Raw genomic sequence first — 13,935 nt, 5'->3', positions numbered from 1 at the left:
CAACATGAATGGTGGGGGTCTCGTTATTTCATTAGATTTTGAGCTGAATTGGGGTGTCCATGACGTATTTCGTTATGGCCAATACAATAAAAACCTATATGGTGTCCGTAAAGCCTTGCCCAGGATACTAGCGTTATTTGAGCAATATGACATCCATGCAACTTGGGCTACAGTTGGATTATTGTTTGCTGAATCAAAGGCAGAAATGGCTCATTATTTGCGAGGTATCCCTGTGAAATATGAAAATATGCGCTTTGCAGCACATACACAGCTAGCAAAAGTTGGCGAAAATGAACAAGAAGATCTCCTGCATTTTGGTAAATCATTAATTGAGGAAATTAAACGTACACCACATCAGGAAATAGGAAGTCATACCTTTTCTCATTTTTATTGCTTGGAGAAGGGCCAAACGAAAGCTGCCTTTTGTGCGGATTTACATGCAACGAAAACAATCAGTGACGGCTATACTGCGCCTATGAAATCGATTGTCTTTCCTCGTAATCAAATAAACAAAGACTATTTTACAGCTTGTTTAGAAGAGGGATATGTTTGCTATAGAGGCACCGAAAATCATGAGCTATATGACGCACAAAAGTTTACGAAAAAGGGAAGACTTTTAGGTGCTAAGAAGTGGTTAGATAGCTATTGGAATATAACTGGTCATCATATAGCCACCCTGGAAGAAATGCAAGAGGAGCAACTGATTAATATTCGATCAAGTGCTTTTTTAAGGCCATACTGTAGTCCATTGCGTATATTCGAAAATTTAAAAGTAAAGCGAATAAAGGAAGGCATGCTCAAGGCTGCACAGGCACAAGCCTTTTATCATTTATGGTGGCATCCTCATAATTTTGGCAAGCATATTGATAAGAATTTGGCGATGCTAGAAGAACTATTAAGTTATCATCAAGAACTGCGTAATCAATATAATTTTCAAAGCTATTCCATGTATGAGGTAGCGGAACTTTGCGATAGCCTTTCGAAACAGCAGAAGTAATAATGGAAGAGCTCTCTGTACGAAGAGTTGGTAAAAAAGAGGTTTGCTCTCTGAAGAGTAATTAAAGTGCTTGTAAACGAGAGAAAGTCATTTATTAAGAGTGTCAAAGCGCTCAAGGTAGGTGAACAACACTCAAAAAGTTGAGAACAGCCACAATCTCCTAACAAAAGAAACATGTAATTTCTAAGCAAACTGATTTCAAGTTTGCTTTTTTTGTTTGATCAAAAGAATATTTTCAATATAAGAGAAAAAAAGAAAAACTTTGACGAAAATCATTGTACGAATGGTACTATTACTATAAAGAAAATATGTTAGGACATTTACAGGGGAGCACCAATTGATTTAGGTCAATTGAACTTGAATGGAAAAGAGAAGAAGGTGGTAGATGAATATGTTTATACAATCAGAATGCCTATGGAAGCAGGAGAATGGATCAGCTATGCATCAGTGGATAAAGCAGCAAACAAATCCGAATCCGAATGAGGTGGATATTGTCGTATATGGAGCGCTTTTATCATATACCAATGGTGCGTCGTCAAAAGCGCAATACCCAACAGCCTTTCGTAAGGCTTGGCCAGGTTTTCAATCATATAATTTAGATGAGCAGGTGAATTTACGTGCCCTTTCAGTTGTGGATATTGGGGATGTGGCGATTCTAGAAAATGATCGAATGCTTTCGGAATCTGCCATCGAGGCTGCTGCAGAAAATTTAAGTATAGCCTTTCAAAGAAGTTTTACTTGTTTGATTGGGGGAGATCATACTATTACAGCGCACTCCATAAAAGGTATAAAAAATGCCTTCCCACAGGATCGCATTGGCATCATTCAAATTGACACGCATTTAGATGCAAGAAACCAAGAGGAAATTGGTTTAGCACAAGATTCTCCAATTCATCAGTTAATTGCAGCAGGGGTTGTGGAGGGGAGACATGTCTATAATGTCGGTTTGCATGGCTTTTTCAATTCACCCGAAATGATTCATTATGCTAAAGAACAAGGCATTCATATGATTACGTTAAAGCAAATGCGGCGTGATGGTATTCAACTCACAATACGTGAAATGCTGCGTCAGCTTATGTATGAAGTAGATCGCATTTATGTGTCTGTGGATTTAGATGCACTTGATATTGTATTTGCCTGTGATGTTCCTGCAGCTTCACCTGGTGGTTTAACGGCTTATGAGTTATTCGATATCCTCAAGATTATTGGCGAAAATGAGGGTGTTCGTCATATTGATTTTGTTTATGCTGATCCTAAAGAAGGTATACTACGTCCAGAAACTGTTAAAATCGGTGTAACTGCATTTTTACAATGGTTGACAGGCATTCAACTAGATCATCGCAATCGTATCTCGAAAAAAGGAAAGGTTATGTTGTAAAGCAAGTGTATTTCCGAGTATTAACAATGCTGAATTTTAAAAGTTTGCTATAATGTTTAAATAGAAAACAATAAATAAATACAAACTTTGTATTGTAATAGAGAGGAAATTTATGATGACAACAAAACCAAGATTATTGATTGTCGACGGTATGGCACTGTTATTCCGTTCTTTTTTCGCTTCGGCTGCCATGGGGCATTTTATTCGCTTGGCAGATGGAACACCTACGAATGGGGCCCAAGGATTTGTGCGACATGTTCTAACAGCACAAACTATTATGAAGCCAACACATATGGCTGTTTGCTGGGATATGGGCGCACATACATTCCGCAATGATTTATTTGATGGCTATAAAGCGAATCGCCCAGCACCTCCAGAGGAAATGCTACCACAATTTGATATGGCGAAAAATTTATCGCAGCAAATGGGTTGGCAAAATTTCGGGGTGAAGGGCATGGAGGCAGATGATTTAATTGGCTCCATGATAACGAAATGGCAGGACGAGGCAGACATTACGGTCATTAGTGGTGATAAGGATTTACTTCAGCTTTTAAGGCCATCTACAGAAATTGCGTTTATGAAAAAGGGCTATACAGAATACGATATTTATACACATGCTCGCTTTAAAGAAGAATATTGTATTGAACCTTCACAGTTTGCACAGGTGAAAGCCTTTATGGGTGATTCAAGTGATGGCTATCCAGGTGTGAAAGGGATTGGCCCAAAACAAGCGTTAACGCTTATTCAAACATATGGCTCAATAGACAAAATACTGGCATCACTCGGTGAATTGAAGCCAGGTCAAAGAACAAAAATTCAAGATAATTTAGATATGTTGCAGCTATCACATGAGCTTGCAACGATTCAAACCAATGTACCAATTGACGCTGATTTTACAAGCCTTGTGTTACCAACTTACGAACCACATATTTTTAAAGCAATAGAAGAGCGTGGCTACACACTAATTGCCAAGCACGCCCGTTCTTTGTATTCGCTTATTTAATCAATCATCGCAGAGTATAGTCATATGCTCTGCTTTTTTTATTGTAAGGAAAAGAATAGAGAGCAAAAAGAAGGCTAATCGATATTTGCTCTAGTAAGGAACCATTTTCACGAAGGATAATACCTTTTCGTTGTCTTTATAGAGAGCCTGACGAATTTGGCTATCACGTTGTGGACCACCATTATCATGGAATATTAGCCATAGCTCATCATTTTTTATCTCATAGCCTATAAGCGGTACCCAATGATAAGCAAAGGTTGATTTTTTATCACGCCACTGAAGGCTAAAATAGCGATCAAAACGCATAGCAACTGGTCGACCTGCGTCAATTTCCTGTAGAGCTTCCTTTAATGAACATGTTCGAATATCCCAAGTTGGAAGCAATTGACGAAGATTGTGAATCAGTCTCCATTTGAATAAGCCAATTTTTGTACCACGAAGCAGTTTATATAGCTCATTAATTGAAGGAGCTGACTCATTTAAAAATTTTAAGATGACATGAATCGTAGTAGGTCCACAGGCAGAATTGCGATAGCTTGGTGCAATGGAAATCTCATATTGTGAAGCCCCCCGTAGTGCCAATTGTTGACGCATAATAAACTCCTTTCAAAAAGAGCTGCATTTCAAGAAGAAATGCAGCTCTCTCGCCATTATTATTGAGCAGATAAAAATTCTGTTACTTGCTGAGGTGTTTTTGCATTTGCACTATGTAAGTGTGCAAGTTTTTCACCATTTTGGAAAATCAATAGACTTGGAATTCCCATAACATCGTACTTATCAGCGATTTCTGGGAGCTCGTCTCGGTTTAGCTCATACCAATCATATTGGTTGTACTCTTCAATGATTGGATCGATGAACATATTCATACGTGTGCAATCAGGGCACCAGCCAGCATAAAATTTCACTAAAACTTTTTGGTCGCCAGCGATTAATTCGTTAAATTGTTCTGCAGTAGTAATAGTTTTCATTAAGTATTCACTCTCCTTGCTTTCCATTCTACACATTTTTCTCGCAATCTGAAAGTTTTCTGTTTGGCCGTTTCAATCGCTACTTCTTGTCCTCTTTTAGCTCGTTAAAAACAAAAAAAGATGTATACTGCAAAAATAATTCATGAAAAAAGATTGCTAAATTAGACAAAATAATCTACACTAAAAACAGAAAAGTAGTTTTATCTTCATTCATTAAGAAGTGTCATTTTGGAGCGAAGATAAACCTTAGTCGTGCTTGGTTGAGTGGAGGGAATCTCATTCAACAAAAGGACAAAAAATTCACTAAGGAACACTTGATATTTTTTTGGCCAAAAAATGAATGGCTATTCATTCAATGGGAGAATAAGGGGGAATTGCTTGTGACTTACAACATTAAAAAAGCAGCTGTTCTAGGTTCTGGGGTGATGGGCTCTGGAATTGCAGCACATTTAGCAAATATCGGTATACCAACATTACTATTGGATATAGCACCGAAGGAACTGACGCAAGAGGAAGAAGCAAAAGGCCTTTCTTTAGAGCATCCAGCTGTTAGAAATCGTATTGTAAACGGAGCTTTGCAAAAGTTATTAAAGCAAAAGCCAGCACCACTTACTTCTAAGAAAAATTTATCACTACTATCAGTTGGCAACTTTGAAGACGATCTAGGGAAACTAAAAGATGTAGATTGGATTATTGAGGTTGTTGTAGAAAATTTACCAATTAAACAAAGTCTTTATGAAAAAATTGATGCGGTTCGTTCACCAGGAACAATCATTAGTTCAAATACATCTGGTATTAGCATTAATGCGATGGCAGAGGGACGTTCAGATGATTTTCAAAAGCATTTTCTTGGCACACATTTTTTCAACCCACCTCGCTATTTAAAATTATTAGAAGTGATTCCTGCCAATACAACTGCACCTGAAGTAGTTAGCTTCATGAAAACGTTTGGGGAAGATGTGCTTGGTAAAGGAGTTGTACTTGCAAAAGATACACCAAACTTTATTGCCAACCGCATCGGAACATATGGTTTACTTATCACTTTACAGGAAATGTTAAAAGGTGGTTACTCTGTTGGTGAGGTAGACTCTGTAACAGGTCCGCTTATCGGCCGTCCAAAGTCTGCAACTTTCCGTACGCTAGATGTAGTTGGTTTAGATACATTCATTCATGTAGCGAAAAATGTTTACGATCAAACAACAGGTGAGGAGCAGCAAGTATTTGCAGTACCTGAATTTTTACAAAAAATGGTCACAAACGGTTGGCTAGGAGCAAAATCAGGTCAAGGTTTCTTCTTAAAACAAGGAAAAGAGATACATGAGATTGATCCAGCAACCTTAACGTATAGTCCAGCCAAAAAATTAAAAACACCTTCTATTGAAATGGCAAAACAAACTCGTGGATTGGCTAATAAAGTGAAGGCGTTAACCTATGCAAAGGATCGTACAGGCGAGCTATTATGGGGGATTTTTGCACCAACGCTCCTTTATTCTGCACAGCTACATGGGGAGATTGCAGATGATATCGTAGCCATTGATAACGCGATGAAATGGGGATTCGGCTGGCAACAAGGGCCATTTGAGATTTGGGATGCTATAGGCGTAAAAGATTCTGTGGCGAAAATGGAGGCTGAGGGCCGAGAGGTACCTGCTTTTGTCAAAGAGATGTTAGCAAATGGCGTGGAGACATTCTATACAGAATTAGACGGAGATTTAGCTTACTATAATGGTTCACAATATGTGAAAGTGCCAGTCAATGAAAAAGAGATTAATTTAAAACGTTATAAGAAAAAGCATGGTGTGATTAAATCAAACACAGGTGCTAGTTTAATAGATTTAGGGGATGGAATTGCATTACTGGAGTTCCATTCGCAATCCAATGCAATCGGCTTGGATATTATTCAAATGATTAACTTTGCGGTAGATGAAGTAGAGGCTAACTATAAGGGCTTAGTCATCGGTAATCAGGGGAAAAACTTCTGTGTTGGGGCAAATCTAGGAATGATTTTGGTAGAAGCTCAGGATGATAATATATTTGAGCTAGATTTCGTCATTAAAGCATTCCAAGATGCTATGCAGAAAATTAAATATTCACGTAAGCCTGTTGTAGCAGCACCGTTTGCCATGACATTAGGCGGGGGAGCAGAGGTTTGCTTACCAGCTGCACATATTCAAGCAACAATGGAAACATATATGGGCTTAGTGGAAGTAGGGGTTGGATTAATCCCAGGTGGTGGCGGAAATAAAGCACTCTATCAGAAATTCCTAAAGGGCTTACCAAACGGCGTAGAGGTAGACTATCAACATATTGCTAATAAAGTATTTGAAACAATTGCGATGGCGAAGGTTTCAACATCTGGTGAGGAAGCACGTGAAAATAATTTCCTAAACTTTGCGGATGGTATTTCAGTTAATCCAGATCATCAATTGTATGATGCGAAGCAGGCGGCATTAGCACTTTACGAAGCGGGCTATCAACCACCTGTACCAACAAAAGTGCCAGTGGTCGGTGCATCAGGCTATGGTACATTACTCATCGGTGCGCAAGGGATGTTTGAGTCAGGCTTTATTAGCGAACATGATTTAAAAATTGCTAAAAAATTAGCTTATGTTATTGCAGGTGGAAAGGTTCCGTACGGCACATTAGTCGATGAGCAATATTTATTGAACTTAGAGCGTGAGGCATTCCTTAGTCTTGTTGCTGATCCACTATCACAGCAGAGAATGCAACACATGCTGTTAAAAGGTAAACCACTTCGTAACTAATTGACGAAATAAATCAATCTTGCACATGAAACAAAGGGGGATTAATACGATGCGTGAAGCCGTTATTGTAGCAGGAGCACGAACTCCAATTGGAAAAGCAAAAAAAGGTTCTTTAGCAACAGTAAGACCAGATGATTTTGGTGCTGTTGTAGTCAAGGAAACATTGAAAAGAGCAGGCTATGAAGGGCCAATTGATGATTTAATTTTAGGCTGTGCAATGCCAGAAGCAGAGCAAGGAATGAATGTAGCACGTAGTATTGGGGCACTTGCTGGATTACCAGATACAACCCCTGCTCTGACGATTAATAGATTTTGCTCATCAGGTTTACAGGCGATTGCCTATGCAGCAGAGCGAATTATGCTAGGACACTCAAAGGCTATTCTTGCTGGTGGTGTAGAATCCATGAGTATGGTGCCGATGGTAGGGAATACACCACGTTTAAATCCGACTTTAGCAGAAACGGCTCCACAATATTATATGGGCATGGGGCATACAGCTGAGGAAGTAGCTCGTCAATATAATGTTAGTCGTGAAGACCAAGATGCTTTTGCTGTTCGCTCGCATGAGCTTGCTGAAAAGGCAATTAAAGAAGGTAAATTCAATGATGAAATTGTACCAATTGAAGTGGAACAGCATTACGTAGACGATAACAATAAACCACAAGTGAAAAAATTCACATTCAGTATAGATGAAGGTGTACGTCCAGGTACATCAGTTGAAGGTTTAGCCAAACTACGTCCAGCTTTCCACGTAAAAGGCAGTGTAACGGCGGGCAATGCCTCTCAAACTTCTGATGGTGCAGCAGCTGTACTAGTAATGGATCGTGAAGAGGCTGACAAGCAAGGACTGACACCAATGGCAAAATTCCTAAGCTTTGCAGTTGGCGGTGTACCTCCTGAAGTAATGGGTATCGGGCCTATCGTGGCAGTGCCAAAAGCGTTGGAAATTGCAGGTTTATCCATCGAAGATATTGATTTATGGGAAATCAATGAAGCATTTGCTTCACAGTCATTACAGGTGGTACGTCATTTAGGCATCGACCAAGAGAAAGTCAATGTCAATGGTGGAGCGATTGCATTAGGTCATCCACTAGGCGCAACGGGAGCTATTTTAACATTAAAGCTAATTCATGAATTGAAGCGTCAAGGGAAGAAATATGGTGTAGTGACAATGTGTATTGGTGGCGGCATGGGTGCTGCTGGCGTATTTAAAATTCTATAATTTTTGCTAGATCAGCTTGAGGTGTACTGTTTACGGTTGCCTCCGAACATTGTATACGTCAAGCTTTTCTATACATGATCATTAGGGGAATCAACTAACAAAAAGATATATTGGGAGGAATTAATCATGACTGAAAAAACAACTGATTTCATTAAAGGCGGCGGATTTCTTATTGAAGATGTGGAATTAGATCGTGTATTTACACCGGAAGATTTCACTGACGAGCATAAAATGATTGCTAAAACAACAGAGGAATACGTTACAAATGAAGTTTTACCAGTAGTGGAAAATTTAGAGCACCATGAATTTGAGCATTCAGTGCGTCTCCTAAAAAGTGCAGGCGAATTAGGCTTACTTGGAGCAGATGTGCCTGAAGAATACGAAGGGCTAGGATTAGACAAAGTTTCTTCAGCTTTAATCGCTGAAAAAATGTCTGTTGCAGGTGGTTTCTCTATCACACATGGTGCTCACGTTGGTATTGGGTCATTACCAATTGTTCTATTCGGTAATGAAGATCAAAAGAGAAAATATTTACCTAAGCTTGCTTCAGGTGAATTAATCGCTGCCTATGCATTAACAGAGCCAGGTTCAGGTTCAGATGCTCTAGGTGCAAAAACGACTGCAAAATTAAACGAAGCTGGCACACATTATATTTTAAATGGTGAAAAACAGTGGATTACGAATGCAGGCTTTGCTGATGTATTTGTGGTCTACGCAAAAATTGATGGCGATAAATTCTCCGCCTTTATCGTAGAACGTGCCTACAATGGTGTTTCAGTTGGTCCTGAAGAAAAGAAAATGGGGATTAAATCATCATCAACTCGTACATTAGTATTGGAAGATGCCGAAGTACCTGTAGAAAATCTATTAGGTGAAATTGGTCGTGGGCATATCATTGCGTTCAATATTTTAAACATTGGTCGATATAAACTAGGCGTGGGCACAATTGGCGGATCGAAACGTGCATTGGAGTTAGCTATTCAGTATACAAACCAACGTCAGCAGTTTAAGACAAAGCTTTCTGATTTCAATCTGACAAAAGAAAAATTATCAACGATGGCTTCTCAATTGTATGCTTCAGAATCATTAAACTATCGTACTGTGGGCCTATTTGAGGATCGCTTAAGCCAATTAAGCCTAGAAGAGCAAAAGCAAGGTAAAGTAATTGCAGGAGCGATTGCTGAATATGCCATTGAATGCTCTATTGCTAAAGTATTCGGTTCAGAAACTTTAGACTATATTGCTGACGAAGCTGTCCAACTTCATGGCGGTTATGGCTTTATGGCTGAATATGAGGTAGAGCGTATTTACCGTGATTCTCGTATTAATCGAATTTTTGAAGGTACAAACGAAATTAACCGCATGATTGTACCTGGCACATTTATGAAAAAGGCGCTAAAGGGTGAGCTACCATTATTACAAGTTGCCCAAAATTTACAGCAAGAGCTGCTTATGCTAATGCCAGAGGATATCGGTACAGAGCCGTTAGCACAAGAAAAATATTTAGTGAAAAATGCCAAGAAGATTGCTGTATTAGCTGCAGGATTAGCAGCACAACGCTTTGGTGCAAAGCTTGATCAAGAGCAAGAAGTATTGGTAAACATTGCGAATATAGCTAACCAATTATTTGCAATGGAATCAGCTGTCTTACGTACAGAAAAAGCAATTGCTCGTGACGGTGCTGAAAAAGCACACCAAAAATTGCTATACACACAAATTTTCTGCCAAGAAGCATTCGCAGAAATCGAAAAAGAAGCAAAAGACACAATTCTTGCTTCAGCGGATGGCGATGCAGCCCGTATGACATTATCTGCACTGCGTAAGCTAACGCGTAATAATCCATACAATTTAATTGCGAAGAAGCGTGAGGCTTCCGTTAAATTAATTGATGCTGAAAAATATATTGTATAATAGTGCAAATTTAACCTAGCTATCTGCAAAAGATAGCTAGGTTTTTTTATATGAGATGGATAATCGTAAAAGGAGCGGATAAATTTGCACAACTGGTGGATAAACTTACAAAAAAGAGTGAAGTTCACCATTGAAAACAACTATGATGGTATACTACAGAAAAAGACAGAAGAGGAGCATTGTAATGACGATTCAATTTTTCCATTATCCGAAATGTACAACATGTAAAAAGGCACAGAAGTGGTTAAATGAGCATGAGGTTTCCTATGAAGAGGTACATATCGCAGAGCAACCTCCCACTAAAGAAGAACTAACAGCTATTTGGCAAGCTAGTGGACAGCCTTTGAAGAAATTTTTTAATACCTCAGGCATGAAATATCGTGAGCTTGGCTTAAAGGACAAGTTAGCGGAAATGACGGAGGATGAGCAGCTTGAGCTACTTGCTTCAGATGGCATGTTAATTAAACGTCCCATCGTGACAGATGGAAAAAAAGTTACTTTAGGTTTTAAAGAAGTAGATTTTGAGCAAGCTTGGAAATAACCGTATTAAACCTTGTATTTATAGGAGAAGTATGGCACACTGAAAGTGAATATATTACATATTTATGGAGGGGTTTTTTGCATGAGCACACCTAAAGACTTACGATACTCTGAAGAACATGAATGGGTAAAAGTAGAAGATGGAAAAGTACGTATTGGTATTACTCACTTCGCACAATCTGAATTAGGAGATATCGTATTCGTTGAGCTTCCACAAGTTGGCGACGAAATCAAAACAGATGATCCATTCGGTAGCGTAGAATCAGTAAAAACTGTTTCTGAATTATATGCACCAATCTCAGGTACTGTAGTTGAAGTAAATGCAGATTTAGAAGATAGCCCAGAATTCGTTAATGAATCACCATATGAAAAAGCATGGATGATCGTTGTTGAGCCTGCTGACGCATCAGAAGTTGAGAAACTAATGACAGCAGAGCAATACGAAGAAATGATCGCTGAATAAGACAAGCCATAATCGAAAAACGTCGGAAACTACCGGCGTTTTTTGTTATATAATGACTTATAAGTGGGGATCTCTAAATGGAGGTGGCGTAATGTTCGAGGGAAAATGCTTGATAGTAGAAGGGCGCTCAGATAAGCTACAAATTGAGCCTATTTTGAATGAGAATGTTACAATACTATGTACGAATGGTACAATTGGTGTGCATCAATTAGAAGAACTACTGGATCCCTATGAGGGCTGTGAGCTATTTACTTTTTTTGATGCAGATACTTCTGGTGATAAGCTACGTGCATTAATGGACAGACATTATCCAGAGGCTGAGCATCTGCGCACAATGCCAACATACAAGGAAGTAGAAACGACACCAAGAAAAGTGCTAGCAATGATTTTACTGCGTGCACATTTTTCAATCCATAATGAATATATTTTGTAAGGTTGCGTGAGTAAATGGAAGAATGGTCAATAGAGCAGTGGGAAGCGGCTAAACAGTCGGGAGAGAAAACTGCATTTTATTTATATACACCGATGTGTGGAACGTGTGCAGTGGCATCTAAAATGATGTCCATTATTGAGCAATTACTGCCACAGCTACAAATGGGTAAAGCAAATATCAACTTTTTGGAACACATAGCTTATGAGCATCAAATTGAAAGTGTTCCCTGTCTACTCATCAGTGATGGCGGAAAAGTGACAGAAAAGATTTATGCTTTTCAATCCGTACCATTTTTATATGAATTGTTAAAAAAATCAATTGACTGAACTTTACTAGCGTGGTAAAGTATCAAATATATTATTAAAACATTAAATATATCGAACTCTTATGAAGAGTGGCGGAGGGAAGTGCCCTATGAAGCCCGGCAACCATCACAATGTGAAAAGGTGCCAAATCACCCAAAGATTTTTCTTTGAAAGATGAGAGAACGGTTTAACGTATCATACGTGACCCCTTCTACTTGTCTGTGAGTGAAGGGGTTTTCTATATGAGAAAAGGAGTATTCGCTATGATCCAGCTTCAAAATATTACAAAGAAATACAAAACAGCAAATGGCGAATTAACGGCAGTCAAAGACGTCAACCTTACTATTAATAAAGGTGAAATTTTTGGCATTATCGGCTATAGTGGTGCTGGTAAAAGTACCATGATTCGTTTATTAAACGGTTTAGAGAAACCGACAGCAGGAACAGTAACGGTGAACAATCAAGAATTTTCATCGATAAAAGGGCAAAAGCTTAGAGCAGCTAGACAAAAGGTAAGTATGATTTTCCAGCATTTTAATTTACTTTGGTCAAGAACAGTTGCCGAAAATATTGCATTCCCTTTAGAAATCGCAGGCTTCCCAAAGGCTCAACGTGAAGCGCGTGTGAAGGAATTAATTGCCCTTGTAGGCTTAGAAGGGCGCGATAAGGCATATCCATCCCAGCTTTCCGGGGGACAAAAGCAGCGTGTAGGAATTGCACGTGCATTAGCGAATAATCCAGAGGTTTTACTATGTGATGAGGCGACATCCGCACTTGACCCTGAAACAACGGATGCCATTCTTGATTTACTCGTAGATATAAATGAACGCTTAGGCTTAACAATCGTCCTGATTACCCACGAAATGCATGTCATCCGCAAAATTTGTCATCGTGTAGCGGTGATGGAGGCAGGCGAAATTGTGGAACGTGGTGAGGTATTACAAGTCTTCCAAGCCCCACAGGCGGCTATTACTAAGAAGTTTGTATCTCAAATTACCGACACTAAGGAAACACAAGATACGGTAGCACAAATTAAAACAAACTATCCAACTGGACAACTTGTCAAATTGATTTTTGTTGGTGAAAAAACAGAACAGCCTGTCATCTCACATCTTGTGAAACAATTTGATGTAGAAGTAAGTATTGTTCACGGAAATATTTCACAAACAAAAAATGGTGCATATGGTACATTGATTGTGCAAATTGATGGCTCTCAGACAAATGTCACTGAAGCCCTTCGTTATTTAAATACAGTGGAAGTACAGACGGAGGTGATTGAAAATGCTAACTAATCTCTTTCCGAATGTAGACTGGGAAAATATGTGGCAAGCTACGTATGAAACTTTATACATGACAGCTATATCAACGGTTGTGACATTTATTCTTGGGTTAGTCATTGGTATTGTTCTATTTCTAACTAGCCCCAATCAGTTATGGGCAAATAAAATCGTTAACTTTTTAACAGGATCACTCGTTAATATTTTCCGTTCCATTCCATTTATCGTATTAATTATTTTATTAATTCCATTTACGAAGTTTTTACTAGGTACAATTCGCGGTGCCAATGCGGCGTTACCTGCTTTAATTATCGGTGCAGCACCGTTTTATGCTCGTATGGTATTAATTGCGTTACGTGAAATTGATAAAGGTGTGATTGAAGCAGCCCGTTCAATGGGAGCAAAAACTTCTACAATTATTTGGAAAGTATTGGTTCCAGAATCATTACCAGCTTTAATTTCTGGTATCACTGTAACGGCTGTTGCTCTTGTAGGTTATACAGCGATGGCAGGAATTATTGGTGCAGGTGGTCTTGGTAACTTAGCTTTCTTAGACGGCTTCCAGCGAAATCGCCAAGATGTGACATTAATGGCAACTATTTTGATCTTAGTAGTCGTATTTATTATTCAATGGATTGGTGATTTAATTACCGAGAAAATTGATAAACGCTAG

The 13,935-nt window shown here is 38.9% G+C and carries 14 protein-coding genes and 1 riboswitch; of the genes, 12 read left to right on the top strand and 2 right to left on the bottom strand.

Annotated features, from left to right (window positions below; translation table 11 throughout):
• Window positions 1-4 precede the first annotated feature (4 nt).
• The 3 genes from NYE73_RS19605 (at window position 5) to NYE73_RS19595 (ending at window position 3,378) form a co-directional block, all read left to right on the top strand.
• Window positions 5-997, top strand: coding sequence for a polysaccharide deacetylase family protein (locus NYE73_RS19605; protein ID WP_259949661.1), 993 nt, complete (start codon window positions 5-7; stop codon window positions 995-997).
• 391 nt (window positions 998-1,388) lie between these two features.
• Entirely contained in the window at window positions 1,389-2,375 is a 987-nt protein-coding gene (locus NYE73_RS19600) for an agmatinase family protein (RefSeq protein WP_259949659.1), read from the top strand.
• A gap of 115 nt (window positions 2,376-2,490) precedes the next feature.
• Window positions 2,491-3,378 carry a 5'-3' exonuclease gene (locus NYE73_RS19595; RefSeq protein ID WP_004228212.1) on the top strand — a complete coding sequence of 296 codons (888 nt, stop codon included), beginning with the start codon at window positions 2,491-2,493 and terminating at the stop codon, window positions 3,376-3,378.
• Window positions 3,379-3,468: 90 nt separating this feature from the next.
• On the opposite strand, the gene NYE73_RS19590 is transcribed toward NYE73_RS19595, so the two are convergent.
• Both NYE73_RS19590 and NYE73_RS19585 read right to left on the bottom strand, forming a co-directional pair.
• Window positions 3,469-3,972 (bottom strand): C39 family peptidase, encoded by a 504-nt coding sequence (locus tag NYE73_RS19590; RefSeq protein ID WP_259949657.1) that lies wholly within the window; start codon window positions 3,970-3,972, stop codon window positions 3,469-3,471.
• A gap of 59 nt (window positions 3,973-4,031) precedes the next feature.
• Window positions 4,032-4,373 (bottom strand): thioredoxin family protein, encoded by a 342-nt coding sequence (locus NYE73_RS19585; RefSeq protein WP_259949655.1) that lies wholly within the window; start codon window positions 4,371-4,373, stop codon window positions 4,032-4,034.
• A gap of 353 nt (window positions 4,374-4,726) precedes the next feature.
• Between NYE73_RS19585 and NYE73_RS19580 the strand changes: the two genes are divergently transcribed.
• The 9 genes from NYE73_RS19580 to NYE73_RS19540 all read left to right on the top strand — a co-directional run bounded on the left by NYE73_RS19580 (window position 4,727) and on the right by NYE73_RS19540 (window position 13,935).
• Window positions 4,727-7,111: a 3-hydroxyacyl-CoA dehydrogenase/enoyl-CoA hydratase family protein gene (locus NYE73_RS19580; protein WP_054549465.1), complete on the top strand. Its 2,385-nt coding sequence runs from the start codon at window positions 4,727-4,729 to the stop codon at window positions 7,109-7,111.
• Between the two features lie 49 nt (window positions 7,112-7,160).
• Entirely contained in the window at window positions 7,161-8,333 is a 1,173-nt protein-coding gene (locus tag NYE73_RS19575; RefSeq protein WP_259949652.1) for an acetyl-CoA C-acetyltransferase, read from the top strand.
• Between the two features lie 126 nt (window positions 8,334-8,459).
• The gene (locus tag NYE73_RS19570) at window positions 8,460-10,244 is read left to right on the top strand and encodes an acyl-CoA dehydrogenase family protein (RefSeq protein WP_066037171.1); all 1,785 of its coding nucleotides are present in this window, start codon (window positions 8,460-8,462) and stop codon (window positions 10,242-10,244) included.
• Window positions 10,245-10,428: 184 nt separating this feature from the next.
• A complete protein-coding gene (locus NYE73_RS19565; protein WP_004228225.1) occupies window positions 10,429-10,785 on the top strand; it encodes an arsenate reductase family protein in 357 nt (118 codons plus the stop codon).
• A gap of 81 nt (window positions 10,786-10,866) precedes the next feature.
• Entirely contained in the window at window positions 10,867-11,247 is a 381-nt protein-coding gene (gcvH, locus tag NYE73_RS19560; RefSeq protein WP_004228227.1) for a glycine cleavage system protein GcvH, read from the top strand.
• A gap of 91 nt (window positions 11,248-11,338) precedes the next feature.
• Complete coding sequence (locus NYE73_RS19555) at window positions 11,339-11,680, top strand: hypothetical protein (RefSeq protein WP_004228229.1); 342 nt, start codon at window positions 11,339-11,341, stop codon at window positions 11,678-11,680.
• Between the two features lie 14 nt (window positions 11,681-11,694).
• A complete protein-coding gene (locus NYE73_RS19550) occupies window positions 11,695-12,006 on the top strand; it encodes a thioredoxin family protein (protein WP_048394370.1) in 312 nt (103 codons plus the stop codon).
• Between the two features lie 56 nt (window positions 12,007-12,062).
• A riboswitch (SAM riboswitch) is annotated at window positions 12,063-12,166 on the top strand.
• Between the two features lie 82 nt (window positions 12,167-12,248).
• On the top strand, window positions 12,249-13,277 hold the full coding sequence (locus NYE73_RS19545) for a methionine ABC transporter ATP-binding protein (RefSeq protein WP_004228232.1): 1,029 nt from the start codon (window positions 12,249-12,251) through the stop codon (window positions 13,275-13,277).
• Entirely contained in the window at window positions 13,267-13,935 is a 669-nt protein-coding gene (locus NYE73_RS19540) for a methionine ABC transporter permease (protein WP_004228234.1), read from the top strand. Before NYE73_RS19545 ends, NYE73_RS19540 begins: the two co-directional genes overlap by 11 nt.

This window comes from Lysinibacillus sp. FSL K6-0102 (genome assembly GCF_038003545.1).
In the GTDB taxonomy this organism is placed as follows: Bacteria; Bacillota; Bacilli; order Bacillales_A; family Planococcaceae; genus Lysinibacillus; species Lysinibacillus capsici.
Note: the sequence above shows the minus strand (reverse complement) of the source record. Positions and strands in the feature narration are given on the sequence as shown.